Origin of the sequence: Simiduia litorea (assembly GCF_042853465.1) — a bacterium.
Lineage (GTDB): Bacteria > Pseudomonadota > Gammaproteobacteria > Pseudomonadales > Cellvibrionaceae > Simiduia > Simiduia litorea.
Map to the genome: position 1 here is coordinate 223,845 of NZ_AP031497.1, position 18,473 is coordinate 242,317.

Sequence of the window (18,473 nt, forward strand, 5' to 3'; positions counted from 1 at the left end):
CTAGATGGATAAGTTTTAATCGCCAACAGAGGCGGCACAGTTAATCGTAAGACGAGGTCTTCAAATGTCTAATTTACACACCGGTGTTGTTAAGTGGTTTAACGACGAAAAAGGTTATGGTTTCCTTCAGCAAGAGTCTGGCCCAGATGTATTCGTACATTTCCGCGCCATCAACGGCAATGGCCGTAAGACCCTAGTAGAAGGTCAATCTGTGACTTTCGAAATCACTGCTGGCCAGAAAGGTCCACAAGCAGAAAACGTTACTCCTGGTTAATCCCAGCGTGCGTTGACAAGAACCCGGCACTAGCCGGGTTTTTTGTGTCTGGTCGGTTTGTGTTTGCTGGGAGAGAGCTGAGAGTGTGTCATGCTGCCGCAAGCCGCAAGCCGCAAGCCGCAAGCCGCAAGCCGCAAGCCGCAAGCCGCAAGCCGCAAGCCGCAAGCCACAATGAAGCCAGACACCGCGAATCCTTAGCGATTAGCTGGGGTCGACGGGTCAGATTAGGCCATCCGCACAGCAATCATTCCAAGTCGTTGTAGCGAATCATCTTCCTTAATTCATCGATATAGTCTTGTCCGCGGGTCGAGTAGGCTTCTAAGCCGGCAACCATGTCGTGGCCGAGGAGCGGCTTTTGATTGCGTCGCGCGGCTTCTCGAATGTCTCGGATGCTTGAGTAGCGGTGAAAGGCATTGATATTTTGGAAGTAGGCGGCAATGGCTTGATCGACACTGTCGAAGGTGGCAACTTCATAGGTTTCCCCGGCGGGTCGATTATTGGGCACCATGCCGCAGCCCTCGCTAAAGCACCACTGGCCGAATAGATTATTGGCTTCGCGGGCAAACCGAGACTGACCCCAAGCCGACTCGAGTGCGGCTTGCGCTAACACCATGGATACGGGGATGGTGTCCATACGGCGCATCAGCGCATCTACCGCGTCGAGTTCGGACATCTGCTCGGAAACCTTGTAGCGGCTGCGCACCAAGTCCATGTATTTTTGCTGTGATCGGTTCAACGCTTGGTTGGACTTTAATGCGATCTCAATGCCCTTAAGGATAACTCGGCGCTCGCGCACCAGCTGATTTTGGAATTGCACCGCCGGCCGCAAGTAATCAAAAAAAGCTTTCTTGCGCTCGCTGATAACCTTAATAGCAGCGAAGTCTGGCAAGGTTTTATAGTCGAAACTATTGTCCAATTCATTTTTGATGGTGCCGTCGCGCGCAACTAATTTGAGGCGGCTCAGGTATTTGTCATCGTAGTCACTAAAGTCAGTGTCGGCGGGTAAATTGGCGGCGGCTTCGATAGCGGCTAGACGCTCTTCCTCGCTTTCACCGCGCAGTGCCAGGCCGGGCTCGCGTAAAAATATTCTCGGTTCACCGAGCGGGTGATTGCTCAGCCAAAAGGTGAATAGCATGACACCCAGCGTATAGCTCGCAAAAATAAACGCTAAAATATTGCCTTTTGAACGCATCGACATGCACAGCTCCAGATACGAAAAGAATTCGCGATAAAGTAAAACAATGTAGTAATTAACTAGAGTCCTAGTTGTTTCTTCAACGAGGCTAAACGTTCGAGATTTTGGTCTTTGCTGAGCGGTGTTTCGAGGGTTTCCGGTAGTGCCAGTCGCTCGGGTAATTTGAGCTTCACACCGTTGCGCACTTGCTCACACAGCGCTTTGTAGTGCTCGGTAAAAACCGGCAGTGCAGTGCGTTCATTGTTGTTGGCGAGGAAGTACCAGTCGGCGGCTTTGCCAGCCAGATACACCGCTGGGTGGCTCCACTTGTGCTCGGCCTTGGGCGAGGGTGCATTGCAAGCTTCAACGTAAGCTGCATGTATTTCTGGTAAACCGTGGGTGCTGTTATCGCCCTCGCAGGCAACAATCATCTTATGCACTGTGGGTAGATAATCAGATTGCTGAATCACTTTTTTAGCGCCGCGCAGCAAGGTTTCGGGCGAGAATCGCGAGAGGGCTTCGAGCCATAAACGCTTGGCTAGGTTTAGTGATTCAACGTCTGGAAAGGCGGCAAAGTATTGATTGTGATAATTCAGCCGAAACAATTCAAAGGCCTGATTTATCGCGTCAATTAATCCTTCGCTTGGTGGCGCCTGGCGCGAGCTAGAGCGCCCAGCTTCGGTCGTTGAGTTGTTCGCTGACTGAGCGATCGCGTGTTCGGCCTGATTGAGAAGGGCTTTGCTGTCTTGCATGGGCATTACCTTGAGTTGCCAATGAGCCGCTGAGTCGCTTAGCCCATTGATATTTAACGTGTTGTAGGAACTTGGTGTTCCAAGACGTGTGCAATTGGTTGGTATCGCGCCAATAAATTAAAAACTCGATGAGCTGTTGTTTGGCGAAATGTAAATCGATATTGGCCAGCGCCAAAACCTCGTAAACGTCCGGCGATGGCTCCCAGTTTTCGGGTAGGCGGCGCGGCTCTGTATCGTATTGTAGCGTTGCCGTGTAGCGTGCCCACTGGCGTCTAACATGCTGAATAAATTTACTGTTCCAGGTTTTCGACGGTTCGCCTCGCTCGCTCCAATAGAGCACGAATTCGGCGATTGAATCCTCTACGAAGCACTGGTTGATGGCCGCGTGACGAGTTAGCACATCCATGGCGTCGGGGCTGGGGCGCCAGCCGCTGGTCATGGCCACTTCCTGGTCTTTGCGACCGAAGTCGGTCTCCCGCTCGCGCCACTTGCGAATCACTTGCTGGATAAATTTGGCGCCCCAAGCGTGCGCTGATTGGCCTTGCTCGCGCCAGTAGGTGACAAACTCTGGAATTTGCTCGCGCGCGAAGCTGTTGGGGATGTTGTGTTGTGCCAGCTGCGCGTAGACGTCGTCACTGGGCTGCCAATTCGGCGCCATGGGTCTTGCGCCGTTGGTGATGTGGTTGTGGCTTTGGGGCCGATTGAGCGGGCTTTGGGTTTGCCTTTCGTTTAAGGCAAAGCGCAGCTCTTTACTGTCGTAAAAGGGTGCGCTGGTAATTAGCAGCACGCCTTTGTCGCGCAAGCTCTTGGCGATGCGCGCGATATCGTGATCGGTCCAGAACGGCATGAGCTTGTGTACGGCGTCCTGTGCCAGCAGGCACCACTGAAAACCATTGCTGCCCTGTGTTGGGCGATGCGCTAGTGCTTCATTGAGCTGGCTCAACATAATGGCCTCTTCAAGACCAAGGGTGGCCGCCAAGGAAGGGCTTACGCAAATTGGGCGCTCGGGAATAAGGGATGAATTCATGACGCTAGCTTACCACTGATGCGCGCTATAAGTTGACTGTGACTTGGCCAGAATTGGAATCAAACTGGATACTTTTGGCCGTGTTTCCGCTGTCATTATACCGGCAGCTGTTGCCGCCAATATAGAGTGCGGTGAAATCTGCGTCGGCAGTGGCGGAAACTGTCGGTGCACCCACCTCGAGAACCGCGCGCCAGACGTCTAGGCAGTCGTTGGTTGAATTTAGGGTCAGGCTGACACCGCGCGTGTCGGCGGGCCAACCGAAGGCATTGACGCTCAGGTCGCCACCGGCCTGGGCAATGGGTAAGGTGATCATATTTAGGCTCGGCCCGGGTGAACCCTTAGCGAGCCAATAGGCGTGCACTTGATCCACACCTGCTTTATAGCTGCCGGCAATGCCGTTGATACGGGCATCCTGCGCCGCGTCGGCGAAATCGACAAAGCGCGGAATGGCTAGCGCTGCCAAGACACCCAGTATTACGACAACGGCGACTAGCTCGACTAAGGTAAAACCCTTTTCGTGTTTGGCTTTTGGGTCTGGCGTCATAGGGGGTTAACAGCCTGTTGGGTGAACCACGGGTCGCGTTACAGGTTACACTAGCGCCATTTTACTGAAAAACAAACCGAAAGCACGGAGGCCCTGTGGCTAAGGCAAAAACCGCGTTTGTCTGTAATGACTGCGGCGCAGATTATCGCAAGTGGCAAGGCCAGTGTTCCGAGTGCAGTGCTTGGAATAGCATCGTAGAAATTCGCTTGGCGCCGGCGACTTCGGCGCGGGTGGAAAGTTTTGCCGGCTACGCCGGTGCAGCAACAACCGGCAAGGTGCAAAAACTGTCGGACATCAGCCTAGATGACCTACCTCGATTCAGCAGTACCATGGCCGAGTTCGACCGTGTGCTGGGCGGTGGTTTCGTGCCTGGTTCCGTGGTGTTAATAGGCGGTAACCCCGGTGCCGGCAAGTCGACCTTGCTGCTGCAAACGCTGTGTAAATTAGCGGAGACGATGCCGGCGCTCTATATCACAGGCGAGGAGTCGCTACAGCAGGTGGCGATGCGGGCAAAGCGGTTAAATTTACCGACCCAAAAATTGTCCATGTTGTCGGAAACGAGCATTGAAGCGATTGCCCAACAAGCCGACACCATGCGCCCGCGCGTGATGGTGGTGGATTCTATTCAAGTGATGCACATGGCCGATGTCCAGTCTGCGCCAGGCTCGGTTACGCAAGTTCGAGAAAGCGCCGCCTTCTTAACCCGGTTCGCCAAGCAGACGGGCACGGTTTTATTATTGGTTGGCCACGTCACCAAAGATGGCTCTTTGGCTGGGCCAAAAGTGTTGGAGCATATGATTGACTGCTCCATTCTATTGGAAGGCAGCCACGATTCGCGCTACCGAACCTTGCGCGGCAATAAAAACCGCTTTGGTGCGGTGAATGAATTGGGTGTGTTCGCCATGACCGAGGGCGGCATGCGCGAGGTGAATAACCCCTCTGCCATTTTCCTACAGCGCGCCGAAGACATTGCCTCGGGCTCTATCGTCATGGTGATGTGGGAGGGCACGCGCCCCCTGCTGGTGGAAATTCAGGCATTGGTAGACGGCTCAAGTCTGGGCAACCCTCGTCGCGTTGCGGTGGGTTTAGACCAAAACCGATTGTCTATGTTGCTCGCGGTGTTGCACCGCCACGGGGGCATTATGGTTGGCGATCAGGATGTCTTCGTCAACGTTGTGGGCGGCGTAAAAGTCGCCGAAACCAGTGCCGATCTGGCGCTGGTGTTGGCCATTGTATCCAGCTTCAGAGATAAACCGTTACCGCAGGATTTAATTGCCTTCGGTGAAATTGGTTTGTCGGGAGAAATTCGCCCAGTACCGTCGGGTCAAGAGCGCTTGCGCGAAGCGGCAAAACACGGCTTTAAGCGCGCCATTGTGCCAAAAGCCAACGCGCCCAAGGGCGGTGTGCCCGGTATGACATTGGTAATCGTCAAAAATTTAGCGGAAGCATTAGAGGCTATTTAGTTTTTTAACAGATAAATTATGCCAAAAAGGATAGATACTCATGGACAGATACCATTTAGCTCAGATCAATATTGCCCGCGCTCGAGATGCCATGGACAGTGAAACCATGACCGGGTTTGTATCGCGCCTCGACGAAATAAATGCGTTGGCCGATGCTGCGCCGGGCTTTATTTGGCGCTTGCAAACAGCCGATGGCGACGCCACCTCAATTCAAGCGTTTGACGATCCACTGCTCATCGTCAATATGAGTGTCTGGGCCGATCGCGATGCGCTGCGCGCCTATGTGTATAAATCCTTGCATGTGGAGTTGATCCGCGATCGGGACGCTTGGTTTGAAAAAATCGCGATAGCCCATCAGGCACTTTGGTGGGTTCCGCATGGCCATACCCCGACAGTTGAAGAGGGCAAGGCGCGTTTGCAGCATTTGGAGGAGCATGGCCCCACGACCTACGCCTTTACCTTTGCTAAACCGTTTGATCCCGTATGATGTGTGGGTCTTTATTTGGGGTTTCGTAGCCGGCGCAGGTGCTAGCCAAAAATTTATAAACGGAGATAGTTACCTGTTAAACCGATTTAATCGTATCGTGCGTGGTGCAATGTCACTACTGTTGTTAGCGGTTATCGGTTGCGCCTCCTACACCACCCCAGGGGGCACTGTGCAGTTGAGCGAGTTGGCAGACGCGGATATAAATGCGTTGCTGTCTAAGCAACCTGCAGCTAATTTTCCGGCTAATATCAGCGTTGCCCGCGTGCAGGCGCCGGGCTATCAATCCTATCGTATGGATAGCTACGGTACTGGCCGTTACAGTGTTGTAACAACGCGCGAAGTTGAAACGGATGCGGACTTTGAGCGTCTAGCAAAATTGCCTCAGGTGGCTGGGATTGCGCCGTTGAATAGAATCTTGCTGCCGACCCAATTGGATTCTATTAAAGCCTTGCGCGAAGCTTCCGCACGTTTGCGCGCCGATATACTGATGATCTATACCTTTGATACGTCGTTTCATGCCGGCGAACAAAAGTTTGCGCCACTGAATGTTATTTCCTTAGGTTTTCTAAATAACAAAGAAGTATCGGTATCAACCACGGTATCTGTCGCATTTTTTGATGTGCGCACAGAATATCTTTTTGGCTTGGCCGAAGCGACTGCCAAGGAAAGCAAGCACTCGAGTGTTTGGAGCACAGAGGACGCGGTAGATGATATGCGCGTGGCAACGGAAGTGGCGGCGTTTCAGAAGCTGCTGCCGGAAATTGAAAAAACGTGGCAAGGTATACTGGGTCAATACGCTAAACCTTAAGCCGCATTTGTCTAATACTGTTGCTGTACCAGTAGGCAGCACTTTAGGTGTTCTATAAAGTGCTGCCAACAGTGCAATATCTCGCCCGCGCCCTGGTCGAGGCGCTATAGGGTCGGTTTTGCGCCACGCGAGGTTAATGGACGCGGAGCCCAAGTTAATGTCTCAATATGCACTGACTCATCTACAATGATTCAGTTAGCTACTGGTTTTTCTCTGACTTAGTGAACATCAGCAAGGGACGTTTACTTTTAATGGCAACAGAACCCTCTATTCAGGTTGAAGGCTCAGACCCTTGGTTGCGAGTATGGCGCGACATCGTTAAGCGAGCGACGCCGGGCATTTTTGTCTATCCAATTTTTTGGGCTGTTATTGCCGCCAGTTCCGGCTTTCATCATGCCCACCCTGAATTGAGTTGGAGCGTGATCGCCGCATTGAGCGGTATCTCGATTGTTCGTTTATTTAACGTTTTACACCTAAAGCGCCTAAGGACGGAGAAGCGCAGTGCTTGGCAAGTTGTGTTCTGGGCTGGTGTGGTCGCGCACAGTGGAATTTATGGTTCGATGTTTGCTCTTTCGCTGCTTTCTGGCAATGGACAGTTTAGCCTATTGATGGCGTTTTCGGGTGCTGGGATAGTGGCGGGTGGCGTCAATAGTTTCTCGCCGCGTCGAAACTTGGCTTACGCTTATGCCATTGTGTTCTTGTTGCCGGGAATATTGGTCGCGCTTTGGTCGCAAAATCTATGGGTGGAAGGTGGTTTCATCGCCACCTATTTGTTTTACATGTGGAATTTGGTGAGGCAGCAAAATGCAGAGTATTGGGTTTCCCTAAATAACGAGCGCACCTTAGAGTTACAAAGCCGAACAGATGCGCTGACCACCTTGAACAATCGGCGCTACTTTGATGAAAAGTTAACAGAGTTGTGTCACTTGTCGTCGCGCGATCACGTGCATTTATCGGTTCTGGTCTTGGATTGTGATTTTTTCAAAGCTATCAATGATAAATATGGCCATGACTTCGGCGATGAATGTTTACGGCAAATTGCGAATGTATTAACCAGTAACTTACCTCGCGCGACTGATATTTGCGCTCGTTACGGTGGTGAGGAGTTTAGTATTATTTTGGCTGGCACTGATTTGCAAGGCGCGCAATTAGTGGCCGAAAGAATTCGCGCAAGCATTGAGAAAATGGATGTCAGATATAGAGATATCCAGACGCACATTACGATCAGTATCGGCTTGGTTTCCGTTAGGTTAAGCAGCTTTGACGCTGGCTTGCCTGAGCGGCTATTTAAGTATGCGGATGAAGCTTTGTATTTAGCTAAAGAACAGGGTCGCAACCGAGTGGTTAGCTCGGTTGCTTCGTCTGCTTTACGTGCAGGAAAACCGGGTGTGGAGAAATAATCTATATTTCACCCTAATGAAGAGTGCTGTTAAGCCGCACTTTTCGAATGATTTTTTGCACAGGTTAATGCCTGTTCTATGTCGGCGATAATATCGTCTACATGTTCCAAGCCCGCAGCCAAACGCACCAATGTTTGTGGAATGCCGGCGGCTGCGAGTTCCTCAGGCTCATAAGTTGAGTGGGTCATAGAGGCCGGATGTTGTATCAGGGTTTCGGCATCGCCCAAACTGACGGCGCGCTTACACATTTGCAATTGGTTCATAAATACCACTGCTTGATCGAAACTGCCGTTGAGTTCGAAGGCGAGTACGCCACCGCCGCCGTGCATTTGTTTGCCCAGTAATTTATAGCCTGGGTGACTGGCTAGCCCAGGATAATCGACTTTTTTAATCATCGGGTGGCTTTGTAAATACTCCGCCACCGTTTGGGTATTTTGATTGTGCCGCTCGACCCGTAAATGCAATGTCTTTAAACCGCGGATAATTAACCACGCATCGTGTGGGCTAATGATGGCGCCCATGTCTTTGCGCGTGGTCATTTTGATTTGATCGATAATGTCTTTCTTGCCACATAAGATGCCGGCTACAACGTCGCCGTGGCCATTTAAAAACTTAGTGGCTGAGTGCAAAATAATATCAATACCGTGCTTAGCTGGTTGTTGCAGCACCGGCGACATAAACGTGTTGTCGATGATGGTGGTGATGTTGGCCGATTTGGCAATGATGGCGATAAGGTCTAAATCAATAACGGATAAACAGGGGTTGATGGGGGTCTCGCCATAGATCACTTTTGTGTTGGGCCTGATGGCGGCACGTACCGCGCTTTCATCGCTGAGATCGACAAAACTCACATCGATGCCGAAGGCGGGGAGTTGATGATTAAACAGGGCAAAGGTGCAGCCGTACAAGCGGTGTGATGTGACTAAGTGATCGCCTTGCTTGAGCAGCCCGAGTACGGCAGCGGATACCGCACCCATGCCAGAACCAAACGCGGCGGCGGCTTCTGTGCCTTCGAGTAAGGCCATGCGGGCTTCCAGTTCATCCACGGTGGGGTTGCCTAAGCGCGAATAAATATGGCCCTGCGCCTCACCGGCGAAACGCTCCGCACCTTGCTCGACCGTATCGAACACGAAGGTCGAGGTTTGATAAATGGGGGTGGACAAGGGGCCGAATTCACCTTGGCTGGTTTTGCCACCGTGAATGGTGTTGGTTTCTATATGTTTGGATGTCCACATGGCGTCGCTCTCTCGTTGGCGCCGCTCTGTGGCGGCCTATTAATGGTCAGGCAATTGCAGATGCGTGGTTGCCTTCAATTCTTTCAGCACAATGCTGGTGTGTATGCGCGCTATACCTGGAAGCGGTATCAAGCGCTTTGATATAAATCCGTCCAGCGCTTTGGTGTTGGCCACCGACACCTTCAGCATGTAGTCGTATTCGCCGGTCACGTGGTAGCACTCCATCACCTCCGGCATGCCCACCAATTGCGACAGAATTTCGGCGATGCGCTCGTGCTGGTGCAGCTCAAGCGCGATTTCTATCAGCGCTAAATTGTCGTGGCCTAACTTCTCTCGGCTCAACAGCGCGGTATAGCCTTCGATATAGCCGTCTTGTTCTAAGCGCCGCACTCGCGCCAGCGTTGCTGGGGGCGAAAGGTGCACCTGTTCTGCCAGCTCGACGTTACTGATTCGGCCCTGCTGTTGAAGGGTCTTGAGAATCGCTAAATCCGTTCTGTCTAAAGCATTGCTCGATGGAACATAGTTTATCATTTCAGTTACGCCATAGATTTAAAGTAAGCACAAAGTCAATTAATACGAATTATATTCTGTAAGGTGACGCTGTGCATGCAGTGACAGAATATAATTTTGTTTGGCTCTCTGATGGCAATCCAGATATTCGCCGGCCCGAGCGGCACTCTATTGCTGAAAGCAGCTTTTTGCCTTAGCTGAGTTATGCCAGAATCGGCCGCGTCTAAACCACAGGCTTTCCCATGTCTCAGCTTACTGTCACCGAACTTTTCCTCATTGCTATGTTGTTAATCTTTGGCTTGCCCTACGCGTTGTGGCGATTGGGTCGCACGGATTATTGGGCGCCTTTGGTGGTGGTTCAGATTATTTGCGGCATTCTGTTAGGGCCGGGTTTACTGGGTCATTGGCTGCCTGCCTTCTATCAAAGCGTTTTTAGTGGTGCTGTTATTCAAACGCTAAACGGCCTTGCGTGGTGGGCCGTGATGTTATTTGTTTGGATTGCCGGGGTTGAGTTGGATCTTAAGCAGGCTTGGCAACATCGCCGAGAAAGCTTTATTACCGGCGGCTTGGCACTGTCAGTACCTTTTTTCTTTGGCGCAATTGCAGCGTTGTTGATGTTGCAGATGGGCGACTATTGGCTAGGCACTAGCGGCAATCGCTGGCAGTTCGTGTTGGGTGTGGGTATGGCTTGCGCTGTGACGGCGTTGCCGATATTGATGTTGTTTATGGAGAAGTTGGCCATTCTTCGGAGCCCGCTAGGGCAGCGAATTTTGCGCTACGCGAGTTTAGATGATATTGCTATTTGGGCTGTGTTGGCGCTTATCCTTTTGGATTGGGATAGGTTGGGGCGGCAAGTACTCTTCTTAGTGATGTTTATGCCGGCGAGCTATTTCATTCGGCGCTTGATGTGCCGCGTGCCGGTGATGGACCGTTGGTATCTCGCCTTTATTTGGTTGGCCGCTGTCGCCTTAATTGCCGATTGGGCAGGCCTACACTTTATGGTGGGGGCGTTCCTTGCCGGTGTGGTATTGGACGTGGAATGGTTGGGTGAGAAAGCGCTCGACGAGATGCGCCATTGGGTGCTACTGGCCTTTATGCCGGTATTCTTTTTAAGCACGGGTTTAAAAACCCAATGGCAGCTCGGTGGCTGGGTTGTGTTCGCCGCCGCGGCCATACTGCTTGTCGCCGCTGTGTGGGGCAAGCTCCTAGGCGTTAAACTCGCAGGCTGGATATTGGGTTGGCAGAAGGGCGATGCATCTATTATCGGCTGGTTGCTTCAGACTAAGGCGTTGATCATGATTATTTTCGCGAACGTCTTGCTCGATAAATCCATTATCACGGCCGACACCTTTACCGCGCTTTTACTGATGGCTATTGGAAGCACCATGTTAACCATTCCACGGGTGACAGGCTTGCTGGCTCGCTTTCCACATGAGCGCGATTCGTCTGAGTGAGCTATAACTACAGCTCATTCATAGGTTTCTAATACTTAGCTAGAAGCCATTATCCGAGTTTGAGTTGCCCGTGCGTTTACTAAAATCTTGTTGTCTAAGTTTAGTTTGCTTGTTGGCTGGGCAGGAAAGGCTTTCTGCTGCCTCAGATGTTTTTGTAATGACCTGCCAGTTTGACCCTGAGGCACCTCTGTATGTGGAGCTTGAGCAACTATTCAGCGCCTCATTTGGGCAGCTAGGTATCCCTTTCAGAATGCAACCTATGCCGGTGCAGCGCTCCATTACCGATGTGGATCGCGGGCACGCTGACGGCAATTGCCTCCGTATCAAGGAGCTGGTAGAGCGAGGCCCTTATCCAAATATCGCACTAGTGAATACGCCGCTGATTTCAATTACTTTCGATGTTTGGGTGCTGAGCGAGGGCAAGGGTTATCCAAGCTTTTCCGACATTGTAAGTCGCGGCGGTTTGGTCGGGTTTGAGCGCGGTGTTTGGATTGTTGAGCGAAAGCTCTCCGCGCTGGTGCCAGATAATCAACTGGTTGTTGTCGCCGATGTCAAAAGCGGTGTGGAGATGTTGGCTGCGCGGCGTATTGATGCCTTCATTCACGCAGACATGAAAATTGCCGGTGCAATCGAAGCGGCAGAGCGGCGCCGATCGGTCACAGTGCGGCGTGCTGGAACGTTAATGGGTGCTGAAATGTTCGTCGTCGTAAACAAAAAACATCATGCATTGGTGCCTAAATTGGCGTCGACAATAAACGCTAATTTAGACCAGGTTTGCGGCCAAGACTCTGCCGATATGTCTCCAATACTGTGTGAATATTATCGATCGAAATTGCAACAATCACCGCCGCCTTAGTCGAGCAGGAGTAACGTTCTTGATCGAGAAGCATATTCTGAATGTTATGTTTGAACGATTGTTAACCTTCGTCTTCACCTTCATTTTCATCTTCACCTAAGAGGTGTGGGCAATTCTGGCTTTAGCGAAGCAGGCCGATGCATTTCAATTGTAATGAATACCACATGAGAAACAGTGAGATTACAATAACGAGAATAGGCATAATCATTGCCTCGTTGCCGAGCACGGTAAATGTATCACTCATGAAAAAGCTATAACTGTTTTGTGCTAGAACGCCGAGCAGCGACAAACTGTAAAGAATAACCGCGAAGATATTTTTAAGTAACAACATGATGGATGCCAGGGTACCGCCTACAACGGCAATGCCAAAGGCTACGTTTAACCAGTCTGGCGCTTGAGTGTATAGAGCCTGATGAGCTTCAGGTAGTTGCGCGAGCATGTCCGGCGTCATTGTCAGGTGCATAAAAAAAGCCGCCAAGCCGGCTAAATTCCATAACAAGGCTATAGCGCCAATGCACCAAAACCAAAGCGGCGTTTTATGATGGTTGATTGTGTCCATAGTGGCACCTTTAACGTTGTTTTTTAATCTACGTAGATTTTGCTCAACATTAGCGTTCCTACTCCATGCTTGCAAGACGAAAAGGGGTTATCCTCAGGGTTTGTCCAGCAAACAAGGTTCATGTCTATGGAAGGTTTCAAGCGCTTTGGCGGTCAGGTGCACACGGGTGGCGCTGGTTTCCTAATTTTTCTGGATGTTCGAGCATTAGCGGTTATTCTCGCCTTCGCTATCAGTTCGCCGTTGTTGTGGGGGCTTATCTATAGCGAGGATGCGACAGCACAAGCGGTCATGCAAGCTTCCATTAATACAATATTTTTGCAAGCCGTGTTGATCTTCATTATCGCGTTTTTGGGTGAGGCGCTGCAAAAAACGGCGGAATTGCTTTTCATTGCCACCTTGTTGTTTGGATTAACACGGGTGTTGACCATTGAGGGGCCGTTTTTTTTCGGGCGAGATCTCTTGCTGGTCTACACCTTGGCGATGAGTTTTGTCATCTATCGATCTGCCAAGCATCACATTGATGTAGAAAATGAAAACAAACATGATGACGGTGATTGAGATAGAGGCCGGTACAACACGGCAACGGAGTCTTGCCGTGTTGACTTAGCAGGGTTTAGCGCGCGGCTCGTGAGTTCATCGACGAGTTGCGGCTTGTGTCGCCGGTTTGCGCTGGGTCGCGCATGCCGGAGGTGTGACACCAACCGGTTTTATGACCCTTATTCACCGCGCCCGAAAGTTGACCTGACCATTTTTCCGTGGTGCCATCTTCAGGGTCGTCGAGTAATAAATCCGTCGCTAGGTGGCAGTAGTCATATGCCCACCAGCGGGTTTTAAACGACGTGGTGTAGTAGTCCACTTGGTTTCTCGCCCAAGTTGGAATGGTCGATAACCAGTTGGACGCACCACTGTACGTTAGGTCGGTGTTTTTTCCACAGCCAGCACCAAAAATCTGCCCTAATACAGCGAGGTTGCCAGCCAGCGCTGTGCCTTGGTAGGGAGTGCCCACCGATTGAATCAAGCGGCCGCCGCTGGCGTTATCTAAACCGCTGACATATTTAGCGTAGAGATGTAGAGCCGCTGCGCCGCCCTGGCTATGCGCCACGACACCAAACGACGAATAGCCGGCTCCGGCGTCGCGAATTTTTTTCGCAAAAGCATCGTGCGAACGATTGGCGTTATAGTCTTTAAACTCCACCGCATTAGTGAAATGGTTTGTGTTCCAACCACCGTTAGAGCAATAACCGTGTACCAGCATGAGCGTGCTGCCTGTCGCAGCTGTCTGCACTAAATTGCTCGACGTCTTCAGGTTCGCTGCACTATCGCCGACGATGCGCACACGCTTGTCGCCCTGGCTATCGGTGCGAACGCCAGTGTTGGCAACTCGGCTGTTTGCGAGCATCGGAGCAAGCTCGGTTTGTAACGCGGTGGACATTCTCGAGCGTTGATCCATAGGCGTGTGGTTGTCGACATTTTGTAGCCGTATCGCGCGTAGCTGGTAGGGTGCGCGCAGGTTATTTTGACTGAGCCATTGGCTATCCAAGTAGAGCGAGAGGTAGGCTTGGTCGGCGTCTGAGTTTACTGTCGCGATGCCGCCAACCCAAGTGGCCATTTCTCGTTTACCTTGGGCATTAGTGCCCCAAACTTCGGCACCCACAAATACGTTTTTGTCCTTGCCGTTGATGCGCACTGGCACTCGTACCTCGGCTGTGTCAGCGCCCTGAACCAGCGTGGCTTGAGCGTTTGCGATGGCAAAACTTTGCTCTATTACCGGGTAGAGATCGGTGACTGTGCGGCTGAAGGCTAAGCCGTCGGGTCTGGTGCCTGTCACCTGCAGTTCCTGGGTATACACGCCTACGAGTTGCGTTGGCAAAGTGGCACTGTATTGACCATCACCCGCCGTGGCGTCGCCATTACGGCCATCATCGTGCAGCTCGATGGTCATAGACTGGCCGTCGGGCTGAGTGATGAGCACTTGGGCTTGCTCGATATTGCCGGTAAAGGCTTGTGTATTTAGGAGCTTGGTGCGCTGCCCGCGTTTACCTTGCGCCGCTACCATGTAAGCCACAAGGTTAACTTGGCTACCTAAGGTCGTTTGCACATTGTCTCGATAGCTATAAAGCTTAACGTTTGGATCGCCCTTTACCATGAGATAGCGTTTCGTTTGAGCATCCTCTGCTTTGGTGCCAGCGGTATCCGCCCACTTGAGCTTCCAGCGCCCAGGCTTGTTGGCGCGCAACTCAAATTGTTTGGCCGGAAAACTTTCGCTGCCTATTTGTAGGTCGCGCGTAGCGATGGAAGACGGTTCGGTGATGGCTTCGTGCAATTGCTGTTGACCATCTGGGTCGATCAAACTCAGGCGCAATTGATCCGTATCGGGGCCAATTAATGCCACTGGGCTAGCGTCTAGGTTGTCGATCACAAAGCTCTGTTCTTGCTGTTGGGCCGAGAGCGGGATCAATGCCGTGTGGCTAAACACGCCCAAATCTTTAGGGTCGGCCAGCCGTTGAGCGCTGGCTTGGCTAGGCTCTGCAGCCAAATGCTTATAGGCGTCTGCGTGACAAAACGTGCTAAGACCGACGAGCGGGAGTAGCGAAAAAATCAGGTAAGGTGTTAAACGTTTCATTTTCATCATTCCTCTGGTTTTGCTATTTTTATGTCAGAAAAAAGCTGAAGCAGTAAATGTACCTCTTGATGTACAACAGATAGCCCCTTTCACGCAGTCGCTCAGGCGGCTGCGCGAAAGGGGCTTCATAATCAAATCAAAACTGAGTTCAAGCGCAATATTGGTTGGCGTTAGTGCGCCTGTCCAATGGGCTGAGAAAAAAGCCGTGAAAAGTGCAAGAGACGATAATGTAAAGTCAAAAAAAGTCCCGCAAAGGCTGATAAATACAGGACTTTTGCGCAGCGCACAAAATTAGTACGGACTGACTAGTCAGCTTTATCGCCGGTTGAGAATTTCCTGCTCACCTCATCTCATTAACGTTAATCCTAATAAGGGGCTTTACGCTTATAGCGAGTTTATGTGGGTGATAACAATCTCATAATTTAAGGTAAGGCTTGCACGTCGGTCGTTGGTTGATCGAATAACCAGAGAATGGCCGGTACAAACTGGCTGCGCCAAAACAATTCGTTGTGTTGCGCATGAGGAACGGAGATGGCAATTGACGCAAGCGCCGGTTGCGCCGCGCGAGCTGCGATCAAGGTGTCTTTCATCGCGTCAAAATCTGTCATCATTGAGCCGCCCTCGGCTTCACCCATTAACAGGAAGAGTCGTTGTGGCAGTTTTACGGGGTGTACTAGCACCAAGTCAGAAAAGGCCGGCGCTGTCCAATAGGCGGGTGAGAAAACCCCAATTTTACTAAACACATCGGCGTGCCGAATGGCGGCGTAATGGGAAATTAATCCGCCCATAGAACTACCCATAATCGCGGTGTATTCGCGCGAACTTAGGCTGCGGTAGTTGTCGTCGACCCACGGCTTTACTTGTTCGACAATAAAATCCAAATAGGCATCGCCTTCGCCGGCCCCGAAGCGCTCGTGATTGAAGGGGTTTAGTTCCGTCATGCGCTTATCGCCGCCGTTGTCGATGCCCACCACAATGAGGTTAAGACCGTGGGTGAGCGCGAGGCTGTTTAGCGATTCATCGATGCCCCATTCACCGGCATAGGCGCTGGCGGTGTCAAATAAATTCTGCCCATCGTGCATGTAAACAACGGGATAGCGTTGTGTCGAATGTTCGTAGTCAGGCGGAAGATAAATGCGCAACTGACGATCGCGCATAAGTTTGGTCATCGGCATAGGCGTTTGAATATGCACATTACGCGCTGCCGTTGTCGCCTGCGGGCTTGAGGGTTGGTGAGTCCACGCGTAATAAGCGATCGCGCTGGACACCGCAAAGCCGAGGATAAAGCTCAATAGTAACGACGTGGATTTCATGGCTGAGTCTCGATGCCCGCGTAGCGTAATAACACGCCACCATGGCTCGGTGGCGTGTTGTTACAGTTCAATTAACTAATGGGTTTCAATATGCAGAATGGCCGAGCCTACTGCTGTTAAGTCTAGCTTGGCAGTGGCACTCCCACCGTCCACTTGAATCACCCAATGATTGTCAGATAGCAAATCACTTGCGGTGTAGTCGCCATCCTTTAACTGCCACTGTGCCACGATGTCTGGCGCAATGCTGATCTGCACATCTTTTGCGGGGGTGTTGGCGAAATTACTCACTACCAAGATTGTTTGTTGATCATTCCAGCGCGCGAAGCTGAACAACTTCTCTGGATAATTTTCGCTATGCGCTCGGCTATAACGATGGGTTTGCGCGTACTTTCCGGTAAAAGCGGGTTGACTTAATGTCAGGTTGAGTAATTTGCTGTACCAAGCGCGCAGGGCTTTTTCCTCGGCGCTCGATTGACCGCCATCAAACGCGCCATTGTTCATCCAGCGTTGATGATGAGGTACACCTATGTAATCAAAAATACTGGTGCGTGTTGCTTTGCCAAAGCCGGCATCTTCAGCACCTGGTTCGCCCACCTCTTGACCAAAGTAGAGCATGGTGGGGCTGGTGCTAATGGTGGCGGAGATGACCATGGCAGGTTTTGCGAGCTCAGGGTCGCCAGCGAAGTCTGGACTGGCAATGCGCTGCTCGTCGTGATTTTCCAAAAAATGCAACATGTGATGTTCAATATCAGCCATGCCGTCTTGAATGGCCACTAGGTCGTCGGTGTTGGCTTTACCTTGGATAATCCATTTCAAGGTGTCGTAGAGTTCGACTTTGTCGTACAGGTAATCCATCAAACCGAGTTGAATATAGTTGCGGTATTCTTTCGGGTTGTAAACTTCCGCTAAAATAAAAGCGTTAGGGTTGGTTTGCTTAATCGAGGAATTTAGATAACTCCAAAATGCAACGGGCACCATCTCCGCCATGTCGTAGCGGAAGCCGTCAACGCCACGGGCCAGCCAAAATTGGCTTATATCGCGAAACTTACGCCAACTTTTTGGCACGTCTTTGTCTTGCCAAAAGCGCGCGTGTAAAGTCCAAGGCGTATTGCGCAAATGCTCGGGCAGCGCTGGGAAGTCTTCACTGCCGTCGGGTTTGACACCGTAGTTAACTTTCACGGTTTCATACCAATCGTTAATGTCGGGTTGCGCTAGGCGTGAGCCATTGCCTGTCCACTTGGCCGGTGTTTCGTTGAATTTTCCGTCGCTCAATGGATGTGCTTCGCCGTTTAGGGGCTTATACCCATCGGTGGCAAGAGGTACCTGAAAAGCTTCGCCGACCACGTAATAAAAATCATTGTTGCGTGCGTAAGTGACTGAGGTGTCGTCTGTTGCACCAAAATCCATAGCATTGCTCGGTTTCGAAATGCTTTGGTAATTTCTAGCCACGTGGTTCGGCACGATATCGATAATAACTTTCAAGTCGTGTTTGTGCGCGCGCTGAAGTAGTTGGTCAAATTCCTCCAGTCTTTTATTTGGATCTAAGGCGAGGTCTGGGTTTACATTGTAATAATCTTTAACCGCGTAAGGTGAGCCGGCGCGGCCCTTGACGACGTCAGGATCGTCATTGCTAATGCCATAGGCCGTGTAGTCACGCACGAGTGCGTGGTGCGGCACACCCGTTAACCAGAGATGCGTGGTGCCGAGCGACTTGATATCGGCTAGCGCTGTATCGGTGAAATCTGCAAATTTGCCAACACCATTTTCCTCTAGGCTGCCCCAAGCTTTGTTGGTGGTGTTTGTATTGCCATACAACCGAGTAAATACCTGATAGACCACAGCTTTTTGCTTGGCGCTGGGTGTTTGCTGCTGAGGTCGTGATTCAGGTACGGCTGTATCTTGCTGCTTTTCGCCGCAGCCGAGCAACGCGGCGCTTGCGACTAGACCCGCCAGTGAAAAGTGGGCAACAATCTTTTTTAATGTTTTCAATTCTG

General features: G+C 51.3%; 18 protein-coding genes. 8 read left to right on the forward strand and 10 right to left on the reverse strand.

Annotated elements, in window-relative coordinates; translation table 11 throughout:
- The first annotated feature begins 64 nt into the window (after positions 1–64).
- Positions 65–274, forward strand: coding sequence for a cold-shock protein (locus tag ACGHTT_RS01080; RefSeq protein ID WP_290260480.1), 210 nt, complete (start codon positions 65–67; stop codon positions 272–274).
- A gap of 244 nt (positions 275–518) precedes the next feature.
- On the opposite strand, the gene ACGHTT_RS01085 is transcribed toward ACGHTT_RS01080, so the two are convergent.
- Genes ACGHTT_RS01085 through ACGHTT_RS01100 form a run of 4 tightly spaced genes read right to left on the reverse strand, consistent with a single transcriptional unit; the run spans position 519 to position 3,771 of the window.
- Complete coding sequence (locus ACGHTT_RS01085; protein ID WP_390592977.1) at positions 519–1,472, reverse strand: glucosaminidase domain-containing protein; 954 nt, start codon at positions 1,470–1,472, stop codon at positions 519–521.
- Positions 1,473–1,528: 56 nt separating this feature from the next.
- Complete coding sequence (locus ACGHTT_RS01090; protein WP_390592979.1) at positions 1,529–2,200, reverse strand: replication protein P; 672 nt, start codon at positions 2,198–2,200, stop codon at positions 1,529–1,531.
- Positions 2,112–3,227, reverse strand: coding sequence for a DnaT-like ssDNA-binding domain-containing protein (locus ACGHTT_RS01095; protein WP_390592980.1), 1,116 nt, complete (start codon positions 3,225–3,227; stop codon positions 2,112–2,114). The genes ACGHTT_RS01090 and ACGHTT_RS01095 overlap by 89 nt, the downstream gene beginning before the upstream one ends.
- A 25-nt stretch (positions 3,228–3,252) precedes the next feature.
- On the reverse strand, positions 3,253–3,771 hold the full coding sequence (locus ACGHTT_RS01100; RefSeq protein WP_390592981.1) for a type II secretion system protein: 519 nt from the start codon (positions 3,769–3,771) through the stop codon (positions 3,253–3,255).
- Positions 3,772–3,866: 95 nt separating this feature from the next.
- On the opposite strand from ACGHTT_RS01100, the gene radA reads away from it, so the two are divergent.
- The 4 genes from radA to ACGHTT_RS01120 all read left to right on the forward strand — a co-directional run bounded on the left by radA (position 3,867) and on the right by ACGHTT_RS01120 (position 7,929).
- Positions 3,867–5,234, forward strand: coding sequence for a DNA repair protein RadA (gene radA / locus ACGHTT_RS01105; protein ID WP_390592982.1), 1,368 nt, complete (start codon positions 3,867–3,869; stop codon positions 5,232–5,234).
- 40 nt (positions 5,235–5,274) lie between these two features.
- Positions 5,275–5,721 (forward strand): DUF3291 domain-containing protein, encoded by a 447-nt coding sequence (locus tag ACGHTT_RS01110; RefSeq protein ID WP_390592983.1) that lies wholly within the window; start codon positions 5,275–5,277, stop codon positions 5,719–5,721.
- Positions 5,669–6,529 carry a hypothetical protein gene (locus ACGHTT_RS01115; protein ID WP_390592984.1) on the forward strand — a complete coding sequence of 287 codons (861 nt, stop codon included), beginning with the start codon at positions 5,669–5,671 and terminating at the stop codon, positions 6,527–6,529. Before ACGHTT_RS01110 ends, ACGHTT_RS01115 begins: the two co-directional genes overlap by 53 nt.
- A 251-nt stretch (positions 6,530–6,780) precedes the next feature.
- On the forward strand, positions 6,781–7,929 hold the full coding sequence (locus ACGHTT_RS01120) for a diguanylate cyclase (RefSeq protein WP_390592986.1): 1,149 nt from the start codon (positions 6,781–6,783) through the stop codon (positions 7,927–7,929).
- Between the two features lie 29 nt (positions 7,930–7,958).
- On the opposite strand, the gene megL is transcribed toward ACGHTT_RS01120, so the two are convergent.
- Together megL and ACGHTT_RS01130 are read right to left on the reverse strand one after the other, a co-directional pair.
- Positions 7,959–9,164: a methionine gamma-lyase gene (megL, locus tag ACGHTT_RS01125; protein WP_390592987.1), complete on the reverse strand. Its 1,206-nt coding sequence runs from the start codon at positions 9,162–9,164 to the stop codon at positions 7,959–7,961.
- A gap of 39 nt (positions 9,165–9,203) precedes the next feature.
- Positions 9,204–9,695: an Lrp/AsnC family transcriptional regulator gene (locus ACGHTT_RS01130; RefSeq protein WP_390592988.1), complete on the reverse strand. Its 492-nt coding sequence runs from the start codon at positions 9,693–9,695 to the stop codon at positions 9,204–9,206.
- Between the two features lie 221 nt (positions 9,696–9,916).
- On the opposite strand from ACGHTT_RS01130, the gene ACGHTT_RS01135 reads away from it, so the two are divergent.
- Together ACGHTT_RS01135 and ACGHTT_RS01140 are read left to right on the forward strand one after the other, a co-directional pair.
- Complete coding sequence (locus tag ACGHTT_RS01135) at positions 9,917–11,128, forward strand: cation:proton antiporter (RefSeq protein WP_390592989.1); 1,212 nt, start codon at positions 9,917–9,919, stop codon at positions 11,126–11,128.
- A 157-nt stretch (positions 11,129–11,285) separates the two neighbouring features.
- Complete coding sequence (locus ACGHTT_RS01140) at positions 11,286–11,984, forward strand: hypothetical protein (protein WP_390592990.1); 699 nt, start codon at positions 11,286–11,288, stop codon at positions 11,982–11,984.
- A gap of 121 nt (positions 11,985–12,105) precedes the next feature.
- Here the strand turns inward: ACGHTT_RS01140 and ACGHTT_RS01145 are convergent, their stop codons facing one another.
- The gene (locus ACGHTT_RS01145; protein WP_390592991.1) at positions 12,106–12,543 is read right to left on the reverse strand and encodes a hypothetical protein; all 438 of its coding nucleotides are present in this window, start codon (positions 12,541–12,543) and stop codon (positions 12,106–12,108) included.
- A gap of 126 nt (positions 12,544–12,669) precedes the next feature.
- Between ACGHTT_RS01145 and ACGHTT_RS01150 the strand changes: the two genes are divergently transcribed.
- Positions 12,670–13,101: a hypothetical protein gene (locus tag ACGHTT_RS01150; protein ID WP_390592992.1), complete on the forward strand. Its 432-nt coding sequence runs from the start codon at positions 12,670–12,672 to the stop codon at positions 13,099–13,101.
- A gap of 55 nt (positions 13,102–13,156) precedes the next feature.
- Here the strand turns inward: ACGHTT_RS01150 and ACGHTT_RS01155 are convergent, their stop codons facing one another.
- The 3 genes from ACGHTT_RS01155 to ACGHTT_RS01165 all read right to left on the reverse strand — a co-directional run bounded on the left by ACGHTT_RS01155 (position 13,157) and on the right by ACGHTT_RS01165 (position 18,468).
- Positions 13,157–15,166, reverse strand: a complete 2,010-nt coding sequence (locus tag ACGHTT_RS01155) for a choice-of-anchor X domain-containing protein (RefSeq protein ID WP_390592994.1) — start codon at positions 15,164–15,166, stop codon at positions 13,157–13,159.
- Positions 15,167–15,588: 422 nt separating this feature from the next.
- Complete coding sequence (locus ACGHTT_RS01160) at positions 15,589–16,479, reverse strand: alpha/beta hydrolase (protein WP_390592996.1); 891 nt, start codon at positions 16,477–16,479, stop codon at positions 15,589–15,591.
- 75 nt (positions 16,480–16,554) lie between these two features.
- The gene (locus ACGHTT_RS01165) at positions 16,555–18,468 is read right to left on the reverse strand and encodes an alpha-amylase family glycosyl hydrolase (RefSeq protein ID WP_390592998.1); all 1,914 of its coding nucleotides are present in this window, start codon (positions 18,466–18,468) and stop codon (positions 16,555–16,557) included.
- Positions 18,469–18,473: the final 5 nt, after the last annotated feature.